The sequence below is a fragment of the uncultured Allobosea sp. genome (assembly GCF_945956895.1).
In the GTDB taxonomy this organism is placed as follows: domain Bacteria; phylum Pseudomonadota; class Alphaproteobacteria; order Rhizobiales; family Beijerinckiaceae; genus Allobosea.
In genome coordinates this window covers 1-21,653 of sequence record NZ_CAMFJF010000051.1, presented here as the reverse complement: position 1 = coordinate 21,653, position 21,653 = coordinate 1, and the positions used below count along the sequence as shown (strand labels likewise).

The window sequence follows — 21,653 nt, the reverse complement described above, 5'->3', positions numbered from 1 at the left end:
CTGCGTGGCCAGCCCGGCCAGATCAAGGTCGCCAAGATCCTGCTCGACCTGATCGCCGGCAGCGCCATCCGCGAGAGCCATCGCCATGGCGACAGCAAGGTGCAGGACCCCTATTCGCTGCGCTGCCAGCCGCAGGTCATGGGCGCGGTGCGCGACCTCATCGGCAACGCCGCCGCGACGCTTTCCATCGAGGCCAATGCCGTCACCGACAATCCGCTGGTGCTCGGCCCCGGCGAGATCGTCTCGGGCGGCAATTTCCACGCCGAGCCGGTCGCCTTCGCCGCCGACATCCTGGCGATGGCCGTCTGCGAGATCGGCAATCTCTCCGAGCGCCGCATGGCCCTGCTGGTCGATCCCGTCATGAGCGGTCTGCCGCCCTTCCTCGCCCGCGATGCCGGCCTGAACTCGGGCTTCATGATCGCGCAGGTCACGGCTGCCGCCCTCGCCTCCGAGAACAAGCAGAAGGCCTATCCGGCTTCGGTCGACACCATCCCGACCTCGGCCAACCAGGAAGACCATGTCTCGATGGCGACGCATGGCGCCTTCCGCCTGATCGACATGGCGAAGAACGCCGCCAGCGTCATCGGCGTCGAGCTGATGGCGGCGGCGGAAGCGATCGAGCATCACCGCCCGCTCAAGACCAGCGCGCGCCTTGAGCCGGTGCTCGCGCTGCTGCGCAGCAAGATCGCGCCGCTGACCGAGGACCGCTATCTCGCCCCCGATCTCGCGGCAGCGACCGAGTTCGTGCTCTCCGGCGCCGTCGGTAAGGCGGCCGGCCTCGACAGCTTCGCCGAGTGCAGCGCATGAGCGCCGAGATCGTCACCGTCCGCCAAGGTTCGTCCCCGCTGATCCTCTCGATGCCGCATCCCGGCACCGGCGTCCCGGCGGACGTCGCGGTGCAGTTCAACGAACGCGGAAAGCTGGTCGAGGACACCGACTGGCATATGCGCCAGCTCTACAGCTTCGCCGCGCCGTTCGCGCCGAGCATCGTCGAGGCGCAGCTTTCGCGCTTCGTCATCGACCTCAATCGCGACCCGGCCGGCGTCTCGCTCTATCCGGGCCAGGCAACGACCGAGCTCGTGCCGAGCACGACCTTCGACGGCGCCCCGATCTGGCAGAAGGCCCCGGACGCTGCCGAGATCGAGCGGCGCAAGACGGCCTATTTCCAGCCCTATCACACGGCGCTGGCCTCCGAGATCGAACGGGTCAAGGCCGAGCACGGCTATTGCGTGCTGTGGGACTGCCACTCGATCAAGTCGGTGATCCCGCGCCTGTTTCCGGGCACGCTGCCGACGCTGAACCTCGGCACCAACTCCGGCGAGAGCTGCGCGCCGAGCGTCGAGGCGGCAGCCGTTGCCGCAATGGCCCGCCACCCCTTCACCCAGATCGCCAATGGCCGCTTCAAGGGCGGTTGGATCACCCGCCATTACGGGCGCCCCTTCGAGCGCGTGCACGCGCTCCAGATGGAAATCGCGCTCTCGGCCTATCTGACCGACGAGGCCGCGCCATGGACCTTCGACGCAACGAAGGCCTCCACCTTGCAAACCGCCTTGTCCGCCATCATCGCCGCTGCGCTCGACGCGGCCAAGCAACTCGAACGGAGCCGTTCATGACCCGCCTGGACAATACTCGCGTCATCCGCCCCGCCACCGGCACCGAGCTCAGCGCCAAGAGTTGGCTGACCGAAGCGCCGCTGCGCATGCTGATGAACAACCTGCATCCCGACGTCGCCGAGAACCCGCAGGAGCTGGTGGTCTATGGCGGCATCGGCCGCGCCGCCCGCTCCTGGGAGGATTACGACCGCATCGTCGCGACGCTCCGCCAGCTCGAGGCCGACGAGACCCTGCTCGTCCAGTCCGGCAAACCGGTCGGCGTGTTCCGCACCCACAAGGATGCGCCGCGCGTCCTGATCGCCAACTCGAACCTCGTGCCGCATTGGGCGAACTGGGACCATTTCAACGAGCTCGATAAGAAGGGGCTCGCGATGTACGGCCAGATGACGGCCGGCTCCTGGATCTATATCGGCACCCAGGGCATCGTGCAGGGCACCTACGAGACCTTCGTCGAGGCCGGGCGCCAGCATTACGGCGGCAACCTCAAGGGCAAATGGGTCCTGACCGGCGGCCTCGGCGGCATGGGCGGCGCCCAGCCGCTGGCCGCCGTGATGGCCGGCGCCTCCTGCCTCGCCGTCGAGTGCAACCCGGACTCGATCGATTTCCGCCTGCGCACCCGCTATCTCGACGAGAAGGCCGAGACGCTCGACGAGGCGCTGGAGATGATCGCCAGCTGGACTGAGAAAGGCGAGGCGAAGTCGGTCGGCCTGCTCGGCAACTGCGCCGAGATCCTGCCCGAGATGGTCCGCCGCGGCATCCGTCCGGACATGGTCACCGACCAGACCTCGGCGCATGACCCCATCAACGGCTACCTGCCGAAGGGCTGGACCATGGGCCAGTGGAAGCAGGCGCGCGAGGCCAATCCGAAGTCCGTGGAAAAGGCCGCCCGCGCCTCGATGCGCGAGCATGTCGAGGCGATGATCGCCTTCCAGGACATGGGCATCCCGACCTTCGACTACGGCAACAACATCCGCCAGGTCGCCAAGGAAGAAGGGCTGGAGAACGCCTTCGCCTTCCCGGGCTTCGTACCGGCCTACATCCGCCCGCTGTTCTGCCGAGGCATCGGCCCGTTCCGCTGGGCGGCCCTCTCGGGCGATCCGGAGGATATCTACAAGACCGACGCCAAGGTGAAGGAGCTGCTGCCCGACAACAAGCACCTGCACAACTGGCTCGACATGGCGCGCGAGCGCATCGCGTTCCAGGGCGTGCCGGCGCGCATCTGCTGGGTCGGCCTCGGCGATCGCCATCGGCTGGGCCTCGCCTTCAACGAGATGGTCAGGAACGGCGAGCTCAAGGCCCCCGTCGTGATCGGCCGCGACCATCTCGATTCCGGCTCGGTCGCCTCGCCGAACCGCGAGACGGAAGCGATGAAGGACGGCTCGGACGCGGTCTCCGACTGGCCGCTGCTCAACGCCCTGCTCAACACGGCGTCGGGCGCGACCTGGGTCTCGCTGCACCATGGCGGCGGCGTCGGCATGGGCTTCTCGCAGCATTCGGGCGTCGTGATCTGCGCCGACGGCACGGATGACGCGGCCGCCCGTCTCTCGCGCGTGCTCTGGAACGACCCGGCCACGGGCGTGATGCGCCATGCCGATGCCGGCTACGACATCGCGCTGGACTGCGCCCGCGAGAAGGGGCTCAACCTGCCCGGCATCCTGGGCTGAGCGATCTTGTCATTCCGGGGCGGCGCGTCAGCGCCGAGCCCGGAATGACGGCGAGGTTCCGAGCGGAGAAACAAATATCATGCGCATCATCCGCGCCGCCGATTGCAAGGTCATGCCGTGGAAGAACGGCGGCGGCACCACGACCGAGATCGCTGTCTCTCCGGAGGGAGCCTCCCTGAGCCAGTTCGACTGGCGCATTTCGATGGCCCATGTCGGACAGGACGGGCCGTTCTCGTCCTTCCCAGGCATCGACCGGACGCTATCGGTGCTGACCGGCAACGGCATTCGGCTGGCTTTCGGCGATGGCGAGACAGTGGCGCTCGACCGTGCGACAGCGCCGTTCTTCTTCGCGGCCGACCGGGCGGTGGATGGCGTGCTGGTCGACGGGGCGATCGACGATCTCAACGTGATGAGCCGGCGCGGCACGTGGAGCCACAGCGTCGAGCGTTTGACCGGTGGATCGCATGAGGTTGCGGCCGAGCGTGGGTTGCTGGTTCTGGTCGCGCGCCATGGCGATTGGCAGGTGAATGGTGAGGCGCTGGCTGCCGGGGACAGCGCCATCCTGCCGGCGCCCGCCTCCGTCGCGTTGCGTGTCGAAAGCGGCAGCGAACTCTTCGCTATCCGGCTGTCGCCGGTCTAACCCAAACCGTCATTCTCGGGCGGAGCGCGGCTCCGACCCGAGAATCTCTTGCCGAAAGGACGCTGGTTTCCGAGATGCTCGGGTCAAGCCCGAGCATGACGCCCTTTCGTTCGCCCGAGAACGCTTTCCGATGGATCTGGATCGCGGAAGCCGTCATTGCGAGCGCAGCGAAGCAATCCAGGGGGACGTAGAGCTATGCCACCCCTGGATCGCTTCGTCGCTGCGCTCCTCGCAATGACAGTTCAGCCTGATCAAAAAAAGCCTCAAGCCGCCTGACGCGGCTGCGGGCCGACATAGACCGATTGCGGGCGGATCAACCGGCCGCCGGCGATCTGCTCCTTGGCATGGGCGAGCCAGCCCGTCGTCCGCCCCAGCGCGAAGACGCAGGTGAACGAATCCGGCGTGAAGCCGAGCGCCTCCAGCAAGAGCGCCGTGTAGAACTCGACATTCGTCTCCAGAGTGCGATTGGGCTTGCGCTCGCGCAGGATGGCGAGCGCCGCCTGCTCGACCGCCTCGGCCAGGGCGAGGCGCCCGCTATCGGCGCCGAGCCGGCGGATCGCACCCTTCAATGCATCGGCACGCGGGTCGCGGACGCGATAGATGCGGTGGCCGAAACCCATCAGCCGATCGCCGCGATCGAGCGCCGTCTCCAGCCAGGCACGGGCATTGGCGGGCGAACCGATCGCATCGAGCATCTCGATCACCGGGCCGGGTGCGCCGCCATGCAGCGGTCCCTTCAAGGCGCCGATACCCGCAAGCACGGCCGAGACCAACCCGGCACGGGTCGAGGCGACGACGCGGGAGGCGAAGGTCGAGGCGTTGAGGCCGTGATCGGCTACGGTCACGAGGTAGGTGTCGAGTGCGGCGGCCTGCTGCTTCGTCGGCGCCTTGCTCGTCAGCATGCGCAGCGTGTCGGCCGCCTGCGACAACGACGGATCGGGCGCAACCGGCGCGAGGCCCTGCCGCAGGCGCAAGGACGCGGCGGTGAAGACAGCGGGCGCCGCCAGCAGCCGCAGGACCGTGCCGGCATCCTCGCCATCAGGAACGAGCGCCGTCATCGCGCGGATCATCTCGACCGGTCCAAGCGTCACGGGAACAGCAGCCTTTTGAACGACCGTCTCGAACAATTCCCGACGCGCCGCGCCGAGCGCCGCCGGCAGATCCTTCGTGGCAGGCAGGTCCGGCACGAAGCCGTCGAGCATCAGCGCGGCCATCTCCTCGAAGGAGGTATGGCCCGCCAGCTCATCGAGACTATGGCCGCGCATCACCAGCCGGCCCGCCGCTCCATCGACTTCCGAGAGCACGGTATGGGCGGCAACGACATCTTCAAGGCCATCGGACATGGCGATTTCTCCTCAACATCTGAGGCCTTGAAGATTGATAGCTTCATCGATAGAATCAATCTTGAACAATATAATCAATATATTTTCCCATGACCGACTGGCTGACGGCGCAACAGGTGATGCAGCGGCTCGGGCTGAAGCCGCAGACGCTCTACGCCTATGTCAGCCGCGGGCTGATCGAGGCGCGCAGCGATGCCGGCGACTCGCGCCGGCGGCTCTACCGGGCCGAGGACGTGGCGCGGCTGGAGCATCGCAAGGCGCGGGGGCGCAAGCCCGCTGCCATCGCCGAGGATGCGATCGCCTTCGGCGAGCCGATCCTGGCTTCAGGGATAGCCACGATCCAGCGCGGCAAGCTTTGGTATCGCGGGCAGGATGCCGAGGTGCTGGCCGAGACGGCGAAGCTGGAGGATGTCGCAAGGCTGCTCTGGGATTGCGGCTCGCAGCGCTTTCCGCCGCTATTCACGATCGTGCCGGAAGCACCGGCCCGGCAGCGCATGTTCGCGGTGATTGCCGCACGCGCGGCCAGCGACCCGGCCATGGCCGGCCGCACCAAGAAGGCGCTCTATCTGGAGGCGGCCTCGGTCATCGACTCGCTTGTCGACGCCATCGCCGGGCGACCGGGCCAGGGGCCGATCCATCACCGGCTGGCGCAAGCTTGGGGCTGCGACGAACGCGGCGCCGACCTGATCCGCCGCGCGCTGGTGCTGCTGGCCGACCATGAGCTCAACGCCTCGACCTTCGCGGTCCGGGTCGCAGCCTCGACGCGCGCCTCGCTCGCCGCCTGCATCCTGGCCGGGCTCGCGACGCTGTCCGGACCGCTGCATGGCGGGATGACGCCGCGCGTGCTCGGGCTGATGCGTGAGATTGCCAGCGAAGGCGTGGAGATGGCGGTGTCGGCGCGGCTCGCGACCGGCATGCTCCTGCCCGGCTTCGGGCACCCGCTTTATCCGGATGGTGATGCACGGGCCCGCGCTCTGCTCACGGCCTTCGCGCTGCCGCCGGCCTATGAGGAGACGCGCCGGGCCGTCACGGCGCTGACCGGCGAGGAACCGAATATCGACTTCGTGCTGACCGCGATCGTAAGCGAGCTCGGGCTTGCGGCGGATGTCTCCTTCCAGATCTTCGCCGCCGCACGCTGCGCGGGCTGGATCGCCCACGCGCTGGAGCAGGGCGAGACCGGACGCCTGATCCGGCCGCGCGCCCGCTATGTCGGGCCGGAGCCGGCCTGAAGACAGGCCAGCGGTTTCCGGTCGGACTCAACCGTCATTGCGAGGAGCGAAGCGACGAAGCAATCCAGGGAGACCGGGCTGAACGTCTCACCCCGTCCCCTGGATTGCTTCGCTGCGCTCGCAATGACGGTTGGGCCCGGATGAAACCAGCCCTAGAATTCCGCCGCCTTCACCTTGCCGGTGGCCGTCTCGCGACCCAGTTCGCCCTCGCGCTCAGCGATATAGCCGCGCGTGATCGGAAGGCCGTCGAGCTTCTTGGCGAGCTGGAACTGGAAGACGACAAGGTCGTCATGCCGGAAGCTCGCCTCGCAGGCGGCGAGGTAGAACTCCCACATCCGGGCGAAGCGCTCATCATACATCGCGACAGCCTCGTCGCGCCGGGCGAGGAAATTCTCGCGCCAAACCTTCAGCGTCTCGGCATAGTGCAGGCGCAGCACCTCGACATCGGTGATGACGAGCCCCTCCTGCTCGACCGCCGCCGCCACCTCAGACATGGCGGGGATATAGCCGCCGGGGAAGATGTACTTGGCGATGAAGGGGTTGGTCGCGCCCGGTGGCGTCGAGCGGCCGATGGTGTGGACCAGCGCCACGCCGTCATCGCTGAGCAATTCCCGGATCTTGCGGAAATAGTCGCGGTAGTAGCCGACGCCGACATGCTCGAACATGCCGACCGAGACGATGCGGTCGAAAGGCTCGTTGAGATGGCGATAATCCTGTAGGCGGAACTCGGCCGGCAGGCCGGATTCCGTGCCGCGCCGCTGGGCGATGGCGAGCTGTTCCTCGGAGAGCGTGATGCCCGTCACCGAGGCGCCGGTCTCGCCAGCAATGGACAGCGCCATGCCGCCCCAGCCGCAGCCGATATCGAGCACGCGCTGGCCGGCCCGCAGATCGAGCTTGCCCATGATGTGGCGCTTCTTGGCGAGTTGCGCCTGCGCCAAGCTCATGCCGGGCTCGGCGAAATAGGCGCAGGAATACTGCATGTCTGGATCGAGGAAGAGCCGGAAGAAATCACTCTTGAGATCGTAGTGATGGGCGACATTGCGCCGGGCGAGTGCCGGCGTGTTGTGCTGGTGAAAGCGTCGCACCGCCGTGCGCACCCCCTCCAGCACCTTGCCCCAGCCCTTGGGACGCGCCCGGTGCATGGCTGCGACCAGCGCATCGAGCAGGTCGTAGAGCGAGCCTTGCTCGACGACGACGCGCCCGTCCATCACCGCCTCGCCCAGGGCGAGTTCGGGATTGAGCGCGAGTTTCAGCTCCGTCGGGGAATCAACGATGCGCATCCGCAAGCGCGGCGCAGCGCCCTGCCCGATCGACTGCAACGTGCCATCGGGAAATACGACATCGATACGTGGCTCGATCGCGAGCCGAGACAACATCCTGGCAATCAGCGAATGCATTGGCCCCACCTTCGGCAGCGCCCCTTTCGATGAAGATGGCAATTCGCCACGCTGGCGTAACGCCTCTTCGGCGCAAGGCAGCCACACACCTGCGACATGACAACGCAGGCGGCCCGGTTCGGTTCCGCCACGGAAGCATGGCTAGCTTTAAGCTGAAGCTGCTCTGTTCCGTCATTGCGAGCGAAGCGAAGCAATCCAGAAGGACGTAGGACTCTGCCGCCCTGGATTGCTTCGTCGCTCCGCTCCTCGCAATGACGAGACCGTCAGTGATCCGCCGCGATCACCTCGGCACGGATCTCCTCGACCAGCCGCTCCTTCAGGGCGACGAATTCCGGCGTCGTCTTGATGGTGTAGGGGCGCGGATGCGGCAGGTCGACGGGAATGTCGGCCTTGATCCGGCCGGGACGGGCGCTCATCACCACGACGCGGGAGCCGACGAAGATCGCCTCCTCGATATCGTGGGTGACGAAGAGCACTGTCTTCTGCTCGCGCTCCCAGATGCCGAGCAGCATCTCCTGCATCAGGGCGCGGGTCTGGTTGTCGAGCGCGCCGAAGGGCTCGTCGAGCAGGAGAATCTTGGGATCGTTGGCGAGCGCGCGGGCAATCGCCGTGCGCTGCTGCATGCCGCCGGAGAGCTGTTTCGGAAAATGGTCGACGAACTGGCCCAGCCCGACGCGCACCGCCCAGTCGCGGGCGATCTTCAGGCGTTCGGTTTCCGGTAAGCCCTTCTCGCGCAGGCCGAAGGCGATGTTCTGCTGCACGCTCAGCCAGGGGAAGAGCGTGTAGCTCTGGAAGACGAAGCCGCGATCGGCACCCGGGCCGGCAACGGCTGAGCCATCCAGCAGGACGCGGCCTTCGCTCGCTGTCTCGAGCCCGCCGATGATGCGCAGCAAGGTCGACTTGCCGCAGCCGGAGGGGCCGAGGATGGTGATGAAGTCGTTATCGGCGACGCTGAGCGAGGTCGGCATCAGGGCGCGCGTCGGTTCGCCGCCGCGCTGTGCGGGAAAGACCTTGCCGACATTCTCGATGACAAGCTTGCTCATGTGCGCGCCCACGGGAACAGGCGCTGGTTGACCGCCTTGAAGAGGAAATCGGAGACGAGACCAATCAGGCCGATCACGATGATGCCGAAGATGATCTGTCCGGTGTTCAGCAGCGCCTGGCTGTCGGTGATCATGTGGCCGATGCCGGAGGACGAGCCGATCAGCTCGGCGACGATGACATAGGTCCAGGCCCAGCCGAGCACGAGGCGAAAGATCTCGGCGATCTCGGGCGCCGCATTCGGCAGCATGACGCGGCGCACGACCGAGCTGTCCGTCGCGCCCAACGTATAGGCGGCGTCGACGAGATCGCGCCGGATCGAGCCGACCGAGACCGCGATCATCAGGATGAGCTGGAAGACCGAGCCGATGAAGATGACGAGCAGTTTCTGCGTCTCGCCGATGCCGGCCCAGAGGATCAGCAGCGGGATGAAGGCCGAGGCCGGCAAGTAGCGCGCGAAGGAGACGAAAGGCTCCAGGAACGCCTCGATCGGCTTATAGGCGCCCATCAGAATGCCGATCGGCAGGGCGACGATGACGGCGACGATGAAGCCGCCGACGACGCGCCAGATCGTCATCATGATGTCGAAGCTGAAGCCGTAGCGGACCATCAGGTTATAGCCCTCGCCGACCATGGTCAGCGGATCGGCCAGGAAGAGGCGCTGCACATAGCCGCCGAAGGTGGCAACCGACCAGAGCGCGACGAAAAGCGCGAAGAAGGCCAGGCCATAGCCGATGCGGGCCGAGGCCGAGACGGGTTGCAAAGGTCTCATCAGGATAGGGTTCCGGTCACGGCCATGGCCAATTGCTTCCAGGGTTCGATCGACCAGAAGCCGGCTGCGGCGCCGGAGGTCGAGGGGAGGATGTAGATGTCGGCATCGGCCAGCCTGTGCGCCTGCAGCCCGTAGGCGAGCCGCCCCTCGCGGAGCCCGAGGGCGGCTTGGGCCGCGCGCTTGCCGTTGAAGGCGAGGATGCGGGGCCGGTTCACAGCGATCCGTGCCGTGAAGCCGGCCACGTCGAAATGGCCGCCGCGCAGCGCGGAATCCGGCCCCGATGTGCGCTTGGCGACGTCCGTCAGGCCTATACGATAGCGCAGCAGGGTCCGGAATTCCTCCGGCCGGAGCCTCGCCGGGACGAGCCCGATCTCATGAAGCACCGGCCAGAACTTGTTGCCCGGCCCGGCATAATAGGCCCCGCGCCTGGCCGAGGCGGCGCCGGCCTGCGTGCCGCAGAAGACGACGCGCAGGCCGGGCTCCAGAACATCCGGGAGGATGTCGCCGCTCAGGCATCCAAGGCCAGCCGTCACCTGCAGCCCTCATCCTGAGGAGCCGCGAAGCGGCGTCTCGAAGGGTGCTCCAGATCGCTCCCGAGCTTCCTGAAACATCCTTCGAGACACCACCCCTTTCGGGGTGGCTCCTCAGGATGAGGGCTCGCGGAAATCTCAAGCAGCCTCCCCGGCCTCACTTGCCGGCGACGAACTTCGTCTCGATCAGCGAAGCGAAATCGGGCTTCGTCTTGATCAGGCCAACCTCCAGCAGCACATCGGCCGCCTTGGCGTTGAAGGCCTGCCACTCGCCGGAGAAGAACGCCTTGTTCCCCTCGGCATCCGACCAGCGCAGATAGCCGGCCGACTTGCCGAACTGCTCGCCGGTCTGCTTCACGTCGGCGCCCATGATCTCATAGGCCTTGGCCTGGTCGGCCTTGATCATGGCGAGCGCATCGAAATAGCTCTTGGTCAGTGCCGCCGCCGCCTTCTCGTCGGTGAGGAAAGCCGGCGTGCAGCCGAACGTGTCCATCACCATCGGGTAGTCGAGCGTGGTGGCAATGATCTTGCCGGCATCCGGCTTCTCGCGCACCGTCGAGAGATAGGGCTCATAGGTCAGCGCCGCGTCGTTCTGGCCGGCGATGAAGGCCTGCGCGGCCGGGCCGGGCTCCATGTTGACGACCTTGACGTCCTTCACCGACAGGCCGTTCTCCTTGAGCATCCAGGCCAGCGCGAAATAGGGCGAGGTACCCGGCGCCGAAGCCGCGACGGTCTTGCCCTTCAGGTCCTTGATCGAGGCGATGTCCTTGCGCACGACCATGCCGTCGGCGCCGTAGCTCTTGTCGAGCTGGAAGATCTGCTTGGTCTTGACGCCCGCCGCATCCCAGACGAGCCAGGTCTCGACCGTGGTCGCGGCGCACTGGACGTCGCCCGAGGCGATGGCGAGGTGGCGGTCCTTCTGCGGAATCTTCTTGATGGTCACGTCGAGGCCGTTCTTGGCGAAGATGCCGGCCTCCTTGGCGAGGACGAGCGGCGCGAAGCCGGTCCAGCCGGAAATACCGATATTCACCTTGGTCTGCGCCTGGGCGCCGCCCGCTGCGAGACACGCCGCGAGGCTGAAGCCGAGGGCCGCACTGACGCGCTTGAAAACTGCCATGGTTGAAACCCTTCCCCTGTTTTTCGGCTGACGCCTCACCCAGACGCCTAAACGTCATCCATGTTGCGATGCAACCTTCATTCCAAAGCAGGTTAAATGCATATGCAATTACGTCAAGCGGCCGATCAGCGCCGCTTGGGGAAGTCATGACATTCTCTCGTTTGACAGGGCAGAGGGAATTTCCTCCTCTTCCGCCCGCTGGCGCGAGGGCGCCTTTTTTCTTTGAGTCGAGGTTTCCCAATGAACGGCGCCGACCGCCTTTGCGACACGCTTCTGATCAACGGCGTCGATACCTGCTTCGCCAATCCCGGCACCTCGGAGATGCATTTCGTCGCGGCGCTCGATCGCAAGCCGGAGATGCGCTGCGTGCTCGGCCTGTTCGAGGGCGTGGTAACCGGCGCGGCCGACGGCTATGCCCGCATGGCCGACAAGCCGGCGGCGACGCTGCTGCATTGCGGGCCCGGCATGGCGAACGCGCTCGCCAACATGCACAACGCCCGGCGCGCCCGCACGCCGATGATCAATGTCGTCGGCGATCACGCGACCTATCATCTCCAGCATGACGCGCCGCTGACCAGCGATATCGAGAGCCTGGCCGAGCCGATGTCGCATTTCGTCCGCCGCATCGCGACGCCCGAGGATGTCGGCCCGGCGATCGGGGAGGCCTATGTCGCCTCGCTGACGCTGCCTGGCGTCACCACGGTGATCCTGCCGGCCGATTGCGCCTGGGGCAGCGTCGAGCCCGCCACGCTGAAGCCGACCGAGCTGCCGGCGCTGAAGAGCGTCGAGGGCGCCACGATCCGCGAGGTCGCCGCGGGCCTGCGCAAGCATGGCGCGCGCGCCGCGATCATGCTGACCGGCCTCGCACTGCGCGAAAAGCCGATGGAGATGGCCGCCCGCATCTGCGCGGTGACCGGTGCCCAGATCTTCAGCCAGATGTCGAACGGACGCATCCAGCGCGGCGCCGGCCGCGTCGCCATGCCCAAGGTGTTCTATCCGATCGACAAGGCGCTCGAGCAGCTCAAGGATGTCGACTATCTCGTGCTCGTCGGCGCGCAGGTTCCGGTCGGCTTCTTCGCCTATCCCGGCAAGCCCGGCCGCCTGATCCATGACGGCTGCGAGGTCGCCAAGCTGGCGATCCCCGGCGACGACCTGCCGGCCGCGGTCACCGCGCTCGCCGAGGAGATGGGCGCGACCAAGACCGCCCCGCTCTATATCGCCCCGCCGCGCAAGGAGCAGCCCGGCCTGCCCACCGGCAAGCTCGATGCCGACAAGGCCTGCGCCATCGTCTCGGCCTTGCTGCCGGAGAACTGCATCGTCTGCGACGAGTCGGTCTCGTCCGGCCGCAGCTTCTACTACGACTGCCACAGCGCGCCGCAGCACGACTATATCCAGCTCACCGGCGGCGCGATCGGCGAAGGCATCCCGCTCGCGATCGGCGCGGCCGTCGCCTGCCCTGACCGCAAGGTCATCGGCATGCAGGCCGACGGCTCGGGCATGTACACAGTGCAGGGGCTGTGGACGCAGGCGCGCGAGAATCTCGACATCGTCACCGTCGTCTTCGCCAACCGGACCTACCAGATCCTGCATGGCGAGATGCGCGCGGTCGGCGTCAACGATTTCGGCCGCAACGCCACGCTGATGCTCAACATCGACGAACCGGCGCTGGACTGGGTGATGATGGCCAAGGGCATGGGCGTCGAAGCCGCGCGGGCCACGACTGCGGAAGAGTTCGCGAGCCTGTTCAAGGCCGCGCTGAACCGCAAGGGGCCGTTCCTGATCGAGGCGGCGATCTGAGGATCGCAAAAAGGGCGTCATCCCGCACGCGCTGCGGCACGAAGTGCTGCTGCGCAGATGCGGGATCGCCTTCAGGAAAAGGCGCCTTCTCGTCACGCGGTCCCGTGTCTGCGCAGCGGCATTGCATGCCGCAGCGCGCACGGGATGACAGGCGGTAGCGCCCGAAGACAGGCGCTACTTGAACTCGCCCAGGAACGCGTCGAGGCAGTCGCCGATCGCGTCGATCGCGTAGCCGCCCTCCTGCACCACCAGCGTCGGCAGGCCAAAACCCTTCACCTGCCGGCCGATCGTGCCGAAATCGCTCGATTCCAGTTTCAGCACCCCGATCGGGTCGTCCTTGTGGGCGTCGTAGCCGAGCGCGATCACCACGACTTCGGCGCCGAAATCGTGGATCGCCTTTCCGGCCTCGGCGACCGCAGCTTCCATCGCCGCACCACCCGCACCATGCACCAAAGGCAGGTTGAGGTTGAAGCCCTCGCCCGGGCCGTTGCCGCGTTCATCCGCATAGCCGGTGAAAAACGGATAGTAATTCGACGGGTCGGCATGGACCGAGATCGTCAGCACGTCGTTGCGGCGGTAGAAGATCTGCTGCGTGCCGTCGCCGTGATGGGCGTCGACGTCGAGGATCGCGACCTTGCCGAATTTCGAGCGCAGGCGCTGGGCCGCGATCGCGGTGTTGTTGAGATAGCAGAAGCCGGTGGCGCGGTCGGCGCGGGCATGGTGGCCGGACGGACGGCAGAGCGAGTAGACGGCGCGCTCGCCGGCCAGGATCGCGTCGGCCGCCGAGACCGCCGTCTCGGACGAACGCAGCGTCGAATGCCAGCAATGCTCGCCGATCGGCACCGAGAGATCGCCGAGATACCAGCCGAGCTGGCCGATGAAGCCCGTCGGACGGCAGGGCGGGCGGACATCCTCGTCCGGGCGGCCGCTCCAATAGGGAAAGGTGCTCGGCCAGACTTCCGGACCGCGCTCGGCCGGCAGGTCCTGCCAGCGCGCCCAGGCGGTTTCGAGGAACTTGACGAAACCGGCGTCATGGATCGCCAGGACCGGGTCCGTGCCATGCGCCGCAGGCCGCTCCGGCGTGATGCCATGTTTCTTCAGTGCGCCGAGCAGGCGCTCCGTCCGTTCCGGCAGGTCCTTGGGAGCCACGACCTTGCCGAAGCGCATATATTGCTGGGGATCGTGAAGGGCTTGGTCGGGGTGATAGAAGGCGCGCATCAGGCGAAGGATCCTCGTCAGATCGCGAGGCGACCATCAGCCCCGCGGAGAGGATGCTAGCAACCGCGGCCGCGCCGGTCAGCCATGACGATGCCGCCCGCCCCTGCGTGGGAGGCGGGGCAGCGAATTCAATGCTGAGAAAGAAGCGCCACGAATTCGCGCGCCAGGTCGTCGATCGCGTAACGCTCCGGCCGGTACCAGTCGGTCGAGCCATTGAGCGCGCCGAGCAGGAAGAGCCTGAGCACATCCGGCGAATTGCCGGCCGGCATGCCGCCTGCCTCCTGCCATTCAGCGATCAGGCGGCGCCAGACATCCTCATAGGCACGGCGCACGGCGCGTACGCTCTCCGGCACTGGCGTCGCGCCGAAGGTGAACACCTTGATGCTGGCCGAGGTGTAGTCGCCATGGCCGTGCAGGGCGGAGAGATGCGCCCGGATCGCCGCCTCCAGCCGCACGCGCGGCGAAGCATCCTCCTCCGCGGCCAATGCCGCGACGACCGCCTCATGGACGAAGCGCACGCCGTCATTGACGACCGCCTCGACGATCTCCTCCTTCGAGCCGAAATGGTAGTAGAGGCTCGCCTTGCGGATGCCGACGGCCTCGGCGATCTCGCGCAAGGTGGTCTGGTGGTAGCCGCCGCCGCGCAGCAGCCGCGCGGCGTGGTCGAGGATCAGGCGACGCGAGCCGCCTTCCACTGCCGGCCGGGTGGTTGGGGCATTACTCATAGGGTGTCATCCCGTGCGCGCTGCGGCGCGCAGTGCCGCTGCGCAGACACGGGACCGCGTGCAGAAAAAGGCGCCTTCTCCGGAAAACGGTCCCGCATCTGCGCAACAGCACTACATGCCGCAGCGCGTGCGGGATGACGCTCGTTCCTCACAGCCGCTTCGCGACTTCTTCGAGCATGACCTCGGTCGCACCGCCGCCGATGGCCTGGACACGGGCGTCGCGGGTCATGCGCTCGATCGCGCTCTCGCGCATGTAGCCCATGCCGCCATGAAACTGCAGGCAATCGTACATCACTTCGTTGACCAGCTCGCCGCAATAGGCCTTGGCCATCGAGACCTCGCGGGTGGCGTCGAAGCCCTGCGCGTCGAGCCAGGCAGCGTGGTAGACGAGTTGGCGGCCGGCCTCGACCTTGCCCGCAAGTTCGGCCAGGCGCTGGCGGATCGCCTGCTTCTCCCAGAGCGGCGCGCCGAAGGCTTTTCGCGTCTTCACATAATCCAGCGTCAGGTCGATCGCGGCCTGGGCCTCTCCCATCGCCATGGCGCCGATCACCGTGCGCTCGTTCTGGAAATTGCTCATGATCGCGTAGAAGCCGCGACCCTCCTGCCCGAGCAGGTTCTCGGCCGGCACCTTGCAATCGACGAAGGAGAGCTCGGCGGTGTCCGAGGAGCGCCAGCCATGCTTGTCGAGCGCGCGCGAGACCGAGAAGCCCGGCGTGCCCTTCTCGACGACGAAGATCGAGACCGATTGCGAGGGCCTGCCCTGCGGATCCGTCTTGGCGGCGACGCAGTAGAGATCGGCATGGACGCCGTTGGTGATGAACATCTTGGCGCCGTTGAGGACGTAATGGTCGCCCTCGCGCCGCGCAGTGGTGCGGATGCCCTTCACGTCCGAACCGGCATCGGGCTCGGTGACCGCGACCGCGACAATCTTTTTGCCGGCGATGATGTCGGGCAGGTACTTGTCCTTCTGCGCCTGGCTGCCGGCATTGGCGATATGGACCGAGGCCATGTCGGTATGGACCAGCGCCGTGATCGCGACGCCGGAGAAGGTCGAGCGGCCCAGTTCCTCGGCCAGCACGACGGTCGCCATCGTATCCATCTCGGAGCCGCCGTACTCGGCGGGATAGCGGATGCCGAAGAAGCCGAGCTCGCCCATCTTGCGCAGCACGGCGCGCGGGACAAAGCCGTCCTCCTCCCATTGCAAGGCATGAGGCTTGATCTCGGTTTCGACGAAGCGGCGGACCTGATCGCGCAGCGCCTCATGCTCCTCGGTGAAGTAAGGCGAGCGGCGAGCGCCCTCCGCTACAAGCTTTCCGCCTGACGACATCGCCTTCTCCCGTGTCTGCGCAGCGCCACTGGCGAGCTACCTGCCGGACGGTAGGTGAATGATCCGCCGAGATCAAGCTACCTTCAGCTCGCGGCGTTGTCAGGCGACGTCGTCCCAGTGCGCGACCATGCTGCGCCCCTTGCCGGCGCGCTTGGCGCCATAGAGCGCCTGGTCGGCTGCGCGGGTCAGAACCTCTGCCGTCCAATGCGCGGAATCCCGCTCCGACTTGCGGGAGATCCCAACGCTCGCGCCGACGGTGACGAACTGCCCCATCAGCATGAACGGCGCCATCACGACGGACACCGCCCGGTCGGCAACCTCGGAGAGCGCGGCCGCATCCTCGACACCGTGGATGACGAGCGCGAACTCATCGCCGCCCAGACGCGCCACGATGTCGCCCTGCCGGACGACGCCTCGCAACCGCATCGCGACCTGCTTGAGCAGGTCGTCGCCGGCCTGATGGCCGTGACGATCGTTGACCAGCTTGAAGCCATCGAGATCGAGCAGAAGCAGACCGAGCGCCTCTCCGCTTTCGCCGGCCTCATCAAGAACGCGGTCGAGCCCACGACGGTTCAGGAGGCCGGTCAAGGGATCATGGCTCGCGGCGAAATCGAGCTCGCGCCGGACCATCAGCAGCTCCTCGAACTGGCCGATGATATAGTCGGAACTCTCGTAGATCGAATAGAGGTAGACGAGCAGAAGGACGCTGAGCGCCTGATAGAGCGGGTCGCCGGAGAGCAGGAAGGCAACGACCAGCGTGCCGATCGCGATGGTCGAAAGCACGGCGCAGATCCAGTAGCGCAGGGTGCGCAGATAGGATCCCGCCGTCAGCGCCATGGTCAGCCCGAGACTGAGCACGAAGCCGCCGGCATGGTCGGCTGCCGCCGCAGCCAGGGTCAGCGCGGCGATGACGAGCGTGAAGGCGAAGGCGGCATAGGCGTAGCCCGCCTCCCAACGCCGCGCCTCCGCGAGGGTCAGCTTGTGGGCGGGATCGCGCCGCTTGAAGCCGACGATGTTGGCGACGCGCAGCAGCGTCGTCACGACGCCTGCTGCCGTCAGCCACCAGAAGATCGTCTCACCCGTCTGAACGGCCATGATGGCGGAGCCGACGATGAGCCCGGCCGCGATGCAGAGGATCTGTGGCAGGGCCGCGAAGAGACGCGAGATGATCTCGATCTCGATATCCGCGGGCAGCTGCGCGGCGCGTTTGCGGGGCCTCATCAGCAGATGCATGGCACAGGCTGTACGCGCGAGGCTCTAAGAACCCGTCAGCCCGATCCCGGGCATTTTAGCAGTCAGTCTCCGCAATGGCTGCCGTCGCGATAACGAAGAAGGGCGGGCCCGGTTCCAAATCGCAGATGAAGGCCGGGCCGGCGGTCGTTGCGACCGCTAACGAAGCTGCCGCCAATGCCGTTTTTGCTGATGACTGCCTTCACGGGAGCGACCACGCCGATCTTCTTGCCGTCGACGATACCGCCCTTCGCCGGATCGATCGGCCCGATTCGAAACTCCTTTCCCGCGCCTCCAAGCCGCCTCAGCATCCGTTCATCATGGGCCCTCTCTAGGAGACCATGAAACGCCGCCCGGCTCGCGCCGCACGGATATCGAAAGGAAGGACCATGCTGCGTCGCCAGCTCACGATCTCGGCTCTCGCTTGCGCCGTCATGCTCGGCGCCATCCCGGCCCATGCCCAATATTACGGGAACCCCTATCGCAACCCGCCGGCCTATGACGACGAGGATGACGATCGCCCGCCGCCGCCACGGCGCTACTATCGCCGCGACTACGGCTATGAGCGTCCGTATTACCGGCCGCGCTACGGCAATATGTGCGTCACCAGCCGGGGGGATTGCCCGACGCCGCCGCTGCCCTATGGCTCCGGCTGCGGCTGCGATATCCCCGGCTTCGGGAGCAAGCGCGGCATCGTGCAGTAGCCGCCTTCAGTACCGGCGAGCGCTCTCCGTCCCGAGATAGCAGATGCCCTCGCCGGGCTTGGCCTTGGGGTTCGGGAAGATGATGAAGCCGTCGCGCGGCATCGTCACGATCGCACCGTCGGCGCGGCGGGCGATCGGCGTGCCCTTGGCGACGCGGTCGCCGGTCTTCCAGGTGCCCTCGACACGGTCGCCCTCGGCCTCGCAGATGACGAGGTCGTCCATATGGACGACGACGCGCTTCTCGGGGGCCGGCGGCGGCTCGTCGGTCAGCCCGAGACGGGCGAGCACGTTGCGGATCGCCTTGTAGCCGACATCGACCGAGGCTGGGTCCTCGTGGCGCCCGCATTCGAGCGTCACGCCATAGCCGCCAGCGAAGCGCATGAATTCCGTCGTGCCAAAGCCCTCGGTCACGGCGAGCCGCGGCAGGCCCAGGCGCTCGCGCGCCGCGATCAGCCGAACATAGATGTCGAGCCAGCCATGGATCATCAAATCGACGCCGAGGCAAGCGGCGAAGGCGGCCTCGGCCGCACCATGGCGGAAGGGTTCGAGCGTGCCGCGATTGTCGTCCGGCCCGAAGAAGACGAAAGGCACACCTTCGCCGGTGAAGGAATGGACGTCGAGCAGCATGTCGTGCTGGCGCAGGATGGCGGAGAGGCGATTGCCGATCCGGTCCTCGTTGTCGACAGGCTGCGGCCGCTCGCGCAAGTCGCGGTTGAGGTTGCGGTCGCCCTCGCGCGTGTTCTGCCGATAGGCCTTGGGATTGGCCACGGGCAGGAAAGTGACCTCGCCGCGCTGGACCACGACCCGGCCGGCGCGGCAATCCTCGATCACGCGGGCGATGGCGTTCGGTCCGCAGGTCTCGTTGCCGTGGACGGCGCCGAAGACGAGGAGCTTCGGCCCCGCCTTCAGCCCGTGGAAGCGGATCGTTTCGAGCGGCGGATCGATCGGGTCTTGGGTGGTCATGGGCTCTACTGTCAGGCTTTGCGTAGCTGCGAATGCGGGTCGAGGATGTCACGCAGGCCGTCACCCAGCAGGTTGAGGCCGAGCACGGTCATGAAGATGGCGAGGCCTGGAAAGACCGAGATCCAGGGTGCCGTGGTGATCTGGTCGCGCGCGTCGGAGAGCATCGAGCCCCAGCTCGGGAAAGGCGGGCGGATGCCGAGACCCAGGAAGGAGAGCGCCGCCTCCGCCAGCACGGCGCCGCCCATGCCAAGCGTGCCGATGACGATGATCGGACCGGCGATATTCGGCAGGATCTGCAGCAGCATGATGCGCAGGTTGCTGGAGCCGAAGGAACGCGCCGCCTCGACATAGCCCTGCTGCTTGATCGACAGCGTCGCGGCCCGCGACAGCCGGCAAGTATAGGACCAGTTGGTCAGGCCGAGCGCGATCAGCAGGCTGGTCAGGCCCGGCTGGAGGATCGCCATGATGGCGAGCGCGAAGACCAGCGAGGGGATCGACAGCATGAGATTGGTCAGGCCGTTGACGAAATCGTCCCACCAGCCGCCGAAATAGCCCGCCGACATGCCCAGCGCGACACCGATCACGGTGTTGATCAATTGCGAGACGATGCCGACCGTCAGCGAGATGCGCGCGCCGTAGAGCACGCGGCTATAGATATCGCGGCCCTGCGCATCCGTGCCGAACCAGAACTCGACGCCGGGCTGAACCTCGGCATTCATCAGGTTGGCATCCATGACGGGATCGGTATGCGCCAGCCAGGGCGCCAGCGTCCCGCCGACGACGACGGCGGCGAAGAGCACGCCGCCGATCCACAGATTAGCCCGGAATTTCATCGGTGCCCCGCCCCTAGGTGTATTTGATGCGCGGATCGATCAGAGCGCAGAGCACGTCCACGATGATGTTCACGACGAGGAAGAAAAGCACGAGCAGCAGGATGCAGGCCTGGACGACGGGAATGTCGCGCAGCGACACGCTGTCGACCAGGAGCGAGCCGATGCCCGGCCAGGCGAAAAGCTTCTCGATCACCACGGCGCCGCCCATGATCGAGCCGAACTGCAGGCCCAGCGTCGTCAGCACGATGACCATCGCGTTGCGCGCCACATGCCAGCGCATCACCCGAGTCTCGCTATTGCCCTTGGCGCGGGCGGTGCGGACGAAGTCGGCATTCATCACCTCGAGCACGGCAGCGCGCGTCGTCCGGGCGAGCAGCGCGAGCGGTGCCACGCCGAGCGCAACCGCCGGCAGCACGATGTAGCGCGGATTGCCGTCGCCATAGCCGAAGCTCGGGAACCAGCCGAGAACCAGCGCGAAGGCATACATCAGCATCAGCCCGAGCCAGAACTGCGGCAGGGACAGGCCGGATACGGCGACGAACATCGACTGCATGTCGAGCCACCCGCCGGGCTTCAGCGCCGCCAGGAAGCCGAGCGGAATCCCCAACGCGATGGCGAACGCCATGGCGGCGAGGGCCAATTGAAGGCTGGGCCAGAGCCGCTCGGCCAGAGAATTGATCACCGGCTGGCGCGTGCGGAACGAGGTCCCCAGATCGAACGTAGCCAGCTTCACTGCGTAATTCGCAAAGCGCACATGGACGGGATCGTCGAGGCCGAATTGCTTGTTCATGCGCGCGACCTGGTCGGCATCGACGACCGAACGGCCGTCGGACATCTGGGTCGAGGCGAAATCGCCGGGAATGACGCTGAACATCACGAAGACGAGACCGGCTACCGCAAGCAGGATCGGGACGGCCTGCAGCAGGCGGCGGACGACATAGGGCAGCATGATCAACTCCTGATCGCCGCCGCAGGGCGGACCCAGGTCAAGGCTCCAAAGTCCCCGTCACCCCGGACGGACGGCATGGCCGCACCGGTCCGGGATGACGGAGATCCTTGAGCTGGCGGGAACCTCCGCGGAGGCGCTTACTTCGCCGCGGGCGAAGTCGCGTCGACCCAGAGATCCTCGTAGCGCTGGAGCGCGAGCTCGGTCGCATTCGGCTGCAGGCCGTGCAGCCAGGGCTGATAGGCCAGCACCGCCTTGTTGTAGTTGAAGAACCAGACCGGAGCCTCGTCCTGCAGCATGGCATTGGCCTTCTTCAGCAGCTCGAGCTTCTTGCTGGCCTCCTTCTCGGCCGCGGCCTCGTCGAGGAGCTTGTCATAAGCCGGGCTCTTGAAGGTGGTGTAGTTGCAGGAGGAGCGCGGCGTCGCCGAATGGAAGCACTTCAGCGCGGTCAGCGCGTCGGGGCCCGAGGTGTTCGACCAGATATAGGCCTGGAAGTCGCCCTTCGCGATGACGCCGCCGAGCGCCGAGGTCTCGACCGGCTTGACCTTCACCTTGATGCCGACC

21 protein-coding genes and 1 pseudogene are annotated in these 21,653 nt (G+C 66.6%); 7 read left to right on the top strand and 15 right to left on the bottom strand.

Going from position 1 to position 21,653, the window contains the following annotated elements:
- From Q0Q02_RS18970 to Q0Q02_RS18955, 4 genes are all read left to right on the top strand, one after another.
- Positions 1-807 (top strand): aromatic amino acid lyase (locus tag Q0Q02_RS18970; protein WP_293811725.1); only part of this gene is annotated, 807 nt, incomplete at its 5' end.
- On the top strand, positions 804-1,613 hold the full coding sequence (hutG, locus tag Q0Q02_RS18965; RefSeq protein ID WP_293811723.1) for an N-formylglutamate deformylase: 810 nt from the start codon (positions 804-806) through the stop codon (positions 1,611-1,613). The genes Q0Q02_RS18970 and hutG, both read left to right, overlap by 4 nt.
- A complete protein-coding gene (gene hutU, locus Q0Q02_RS18960; RefSeq protein ID WP_293811722.1) occupies positions 1,610-3,277 on the top strand; it encodes a urocanate hydratase in 1,668 nt (555 codons plus the stop codon). Before hutG ends, hutU begins: the two co-directional genes overlap by 4 nt.
- A gap of 79 nt (positions 3,278-3,356) precedes the next feature.
- Positions 3,357-3,917 carry a HutD family protein gene (locus tag Q0Q02_RS18955; protein ID WP_293811720.1) on the top strand — a complete coding sequence of 187 codons (561 nt, stop codon included), beginning with the start codon at positions 3,357-3,359 and terminating at the stop codon, positions 3,915-3,917.
- 263 nt (positions 3,918-4,180) lie between these two features.
- Here the strand turns inward: Q0Q02_RS18955 and Q0Q02_RS18950 are convergent, their stop codons facing one another.
- The gene (locus Q0Q02_RS18950; RefSeq protein ID WP_293811718.1) at positions 4,181-5,260 is read right to left on the bottom strand and encodes a citrate synthase/methylcitrate synthase; all 1,080 of its coding nucleotides are present in this window, start codon (positions 5,258-5,260) and stop codon (positions 4,181-4,183) included.
- Positions 5,261-5,349: 89 nt separating this feature from the next.
- On the opposite strand from Q0Q02_RS18950, the gene Q0Q02_RS18945 reads away from it, so the two are divergent.
- Complete coding sequence (locus Q0Q02_RS18945; protein WP_293811716.1) at positions 5,350-6,489, top strand: citrate/2-methylcitrate synthase; 1,140 nt, start codon at positions 5,350-5,352, stop codon at positions 6,487-6,489.
- 152 nt (positions 6,490-6,641) lie between these two features.
- On the opposite strand, the gene Q0Q02_RS18940 is transcribed toward Q0Q02_RS18945, so the two are convergent.
- The 5 genes from Q0Q02_RS18940 to Q0Q02_RS18920 form a co-directional block, all read right to left on the bottom strand.
- Complete coding sequence (locus Q0Q02_RS18940) at positions 6,642-7,865, bottom strand: cyclopropane-fatty-acyl-phospholipid synthase family protein (protein WP_293811714.1); 1,224 nt, start codon at positions 7,863-7,865, stop codon at positions 6,642-6,644.
- Positions 7,866-8,149: 284 nt separating this feature from the next.
- Positions 8,150-8,929 (bottom strand): ABC transporter ATP-binding protein, encoded by a 780-nt coding sequence (locus Q0Q02_RS18935; protein WP_293811713.1) that lies wholly within the window; start codon positions 8,927-8,929, stop codon positions 8,150-8,152.
- Positions 8,926-9,699, bottom strand: coding sequence for an ABC transporter permease (locus tag Q0Q02_RS18930; protein ID WP_293811711.1), 774 nt, complete (start codon positions 9,697-9,699; stop codon positions 8,926-8,928). The genes Q0Q02_RS18935 and Q0Q02_RS18930 overlap by 4 nt, the downstream gene beginning before the upstream one ends.
- Entirely contained in the window at positions 9,699-10,232 is a 534-nt protein-coding gene (locus tag Q0Q02_RS18925; RefSeq protein ID WP_293811709.1) for a mismatch-specific DNA-glycosylase, read from the bottom strand. Before Q0Q02_RS18925 ends, Q0Q02_RS18930 begins: the two co-directional genes overlap by 1 nt.
- A gap of 154 nt (positions 10,233-10,386) precedes the next feature.
- Complete coding sequence (locus tag Q0Q02_RS18920; protein ID WP_293811707.1) at positions 10,387-11,346, bottom strand: ABC transporter substrate-binding protein; 960 nt, start codon at positions 11,344-11,346, stop codon at positions 10,387-10,389.
- A gap of 240 nt (positions 11,347-11,586) precedes the next feature.
- Here Q0Q02_RS18920 and Q0Q02_RS18915 point away from each other — a divergent pair, with 240 nt between their 5' ends.
- Complete coding sequence (locus tag Q0Q02_RS18915) at positions 11,587-13,143, top strand: acetolactate synthase large subunit (protein ID WP_293811705.1); 1,557 nt, start codon at positions 11,587-11,589, stop codon at positions 13,141-13,143.
- Positions 13,144-13,317: 174 nt separating this feature from the next.
- On the opposite strand, the gene Q0Q02_RS18910 is transcribed toward Q0Q02_RS18915, so the two are convergent.
- The 5 genes from Q0Q02_RS18910 to Q0Q02_RS18890 form a co-directional block, all read right to left on the bottom strand.
- Positions 13,318-14,361, bottom strand: coding sequence for a histone deacetylase family protein (locus tag Q0Q02_RS18910; protein ID WP_293811703.1), 1,044 nt, complete (start codon positions 14,359-14,361; stop codon positions 13,318-13,320).
- A 128-nt stretch (positions 14,362-14,489) separates the two neighbouring features.
- Entirely contained in the window at positions 14,490-15,086 is a 597-nt protein-coding gene (locus tag Q0Q02_RS18905; RefSeq protein WP_293811701.1) for a TetR/AcrR family transcriptional regulator, read from the bottom strand.
- A 148-nt stretch (positions 15,087-15,234) separates the two neighbouring features.
- The gene (locus Q0Q02_RS18900) at positions 15,235-16,413 is read right to left on the bottom strand and encodes an acyl-CoA dehydrogenase family protein (RefSeq protein WP_293811699.1); all 1,179 of its coding nucleotides are present in this window, start codon (positions 16,411-16,413) and stop codon (positions 15,235-15,237) included.
- Between the two features lie 99 nt (positions 16,414-16,512).
- A complete protein-coding gene (locus Q0Q02_RS18895; protein WP_293811697.1) occupies positions 16,513-17,634 on the bottom strand; it encodes a GGDEF domain-containing protein in 1,122 nt (373 codons plus the stop codon).
- Between the two features lie 74 nt (positions 17,635-17,708).
- The gene (locus Q0Q02_RS18890; RefSeq protein WP_293811696.1) at positions 17,709-17,954 is read right to left on the bottom strand and encodes a hypothetical protein; all 246 of its coding nucleotides are present in this window, start codon (positions 17,952-17,954) and stop codon (positions 17,709-17,711) included.
- A 78-nt stretch (positions 17,955-18,032) separates the two neighbouring features.
- On the opposite strand from Q0Q02_RS18890, the gene Q0Q02_RS18885 reads away from it, so the two are divergent.
- Positions 18,033-18,347 (top strand): hypothetical protein, encoded by a 315-nt coding sequence (locus Q0Q02_RS18885; protein ID WP_293811694.1) that lies wholly within the window; start codon positions 18,033-18,035, stop codon positions 18,345-18,347.
- 6 nt (positions 18,348-18,353) lie between these two features.
- Here Q0Q02_RS18885 and Q0Q02_RS18880 read toward each other — a convergent pair whose 3' ends face one another.
- From Q0Q02_RS18880 to Q0Q02_RS18865, 4 genes and pseudogenes are all read right to left on the bottom strand, one after another.
- On the bottom strand, positions 18,354-19,310 hold the full coding sequence (locus tag Q0Q02_RS18880) for a succinylglutamate desuccinylase/aspartoacylase family protein (RefSeq protein ID WP_293811692.1): 957 nt from the start codon (positions 19,308-19,310) through the stop codon (positions 18,354-18,356).
- Between the two features lie 11 nt (positions 19,311-19,321).
- Positions 19,322-20,143: an ABC transporter permease gene (locus Q0Q02_RS18875; protein WP_293811691.1), complete on the bottom strand. Its 822-nt coding sequence runs from the start codon at positions 20,141-20,143 to the stop codon at positions 19,322-19,324.
- Positions 20,144-20,156: 13 nt separating this feature from the next.
- Positions 20,157-21,092, bottom strand: coding sequence for an ABC transporter permease (locus Q0Q02_RS18870; RefSeq protein ID WP_293811689.1), 936 nt, complete (start codon positions 21,090-21,092; stop codon positions 20,157-20,159).
- A 137-nt stretch (positions 21,093-21,229) separates the two neighbouring features.
- Positions 21,230-21,653, bottom strand: a pseudogene (locus Q0Q02_RS18865) (ABC transporter substrate-binding protein); the annotation flags it as partial.

Bases quoted from the DNA above. Each gene is read 5' to 3' on its own strand.
- hutG (WP_293811723.1), top strand. From the start codon at position 804: ATGAGCGCCGAGATCGTCACCGTCCGCCAAGGTTCGTCCCCGCTGATC.
- hutU (WP_293811722.1), top strand. From the start codon at position 1,610: ATGACCCGCCTGGACAATACTCGCGTCATCCGCCCCGCCACCGGCACC.
- Q0Q02_RS18955 (WP_293811720.1), top strand. From the start codon at position 3,357: ATGCGCATCATCCGCGCCGCCGATTGCAAGGTCATGCCGTGGAAGAAC.
- Q0Q02_RS18950 (WP_293811718.1), bottom strand. From the start codon at position 5,260: ATGTCCGATGGCCTTGAAGATGTCGTTGCCGCCCATACCGTGCTCTCG.
- Q0Q02_RS18945 (WP_293811716.1), top strand. From the start codon at position 5,350: ATGACCGACTGGCTGACGGCGCAACAGGTGATGCAGCGGCTCGGGCTG.
- Q0Q02_RS18940 (WP_293811714.1), bottom strand. From the start codon at position 7,865: ATGTTGTCTCGGCTCGCGATCGAGCCACGTATCGATGTCGTATTTCCC.
- Q0Q02_RS18935 (WP_293811713.1), bottom strand. From the start codon at position 8,929: ATGAGCAAGCTTGTCATCGAGAATGTCGGCAAGGTCTTTCCCGCACAG.
- Q0Q02_RS18930 (WP_293811711.1), bottom strand. From the start codon at position 9,699: ATGAGACCTTTGCAACCCGTCTCGGCCTCGGCCCGCATCGGCTATGGC.
- Q0Q02_RS18920 (WP_293811707.1), bottom strand. From the start codon at position 11,346: ATGGCAGTTTTCAAGCGCGTCAGTGCGGCCCTCGGCTTCAGCCTCGCG.
- Q0Q02_RS18915 (WP_293811705.1), top strand. From the start codon at position 11,587: ATGAACGGCGCCGACCGCCTTTGCGACACGCTTCTGATCAACGGCGTC.
- Q0Q02_RS18910 (WP_293811703.1), bottom strand. From the start codon at position 14,361: ATGCGCGCCTTCTATCACCCCGACCAAGCCCTTCACGATCCCCAGCAA.
- Q0Q02_RS18905 (WP_293811701.1), bottom strand. From the start codon at position 15,086: ATGAGTAATGCCCCAACCACCCGGCCGGCAGTGGAAGGCGGCTCGCGT.
- Q0Q02_RS18900 (WP_293811699.1), bottom strand. From the start codon at position 16,413: ATGTCGTCAGGCGGAAAGCTTGTAGCGGAGGGCGCTCGCCGCTCGCCT.
- Q0Q02_RS18895 (WP_293811697.1), bottom strand. From the start codon at position 17,634: ATGAGGCCCCGCAAACGCGCCGCGCAGCTGCCCGCGGATATCGAGATC.
- Q0Q02_RS18890 (WP_293811696.1), bottom strand. From the start codon at position 17,954: ATGCTGAGGCGGCTTGGAGGCGCGGGAAAGGAGTTTCGAATCGGGCCG.
- Q0Q02_RS18885 (WP_293811694.1), top strand. From the start codon at position 18,033: ATGCTGCGTCGCCAGCTCACGATCTCGGCTCTCGCTTGCGCCGTCATG.
- Q0Q02_RS18880 (WP_293811692.1), bottom strand. From the start codon at position 19,310: ATGACCACCCAAGACCCGATCGATCCGCCGCTCGAAACGATCCGCTTC.
- Q0Q02_RS18875 (WP_293811691.1), bottom strand. From the start codon at position 20,143: ATGAAATTCCGGGCTAATCTGTGGATCGGCGGCGTGCTCTTCGCCGCC.
- Q0Q02_RS18870 (WP_293811689.1), bottom strand. From the start codon at position 21,092: ATGCTGCCCTATGTCGTCCGCCGCCTGCTGCAGGCCGTCCCGATCCTG.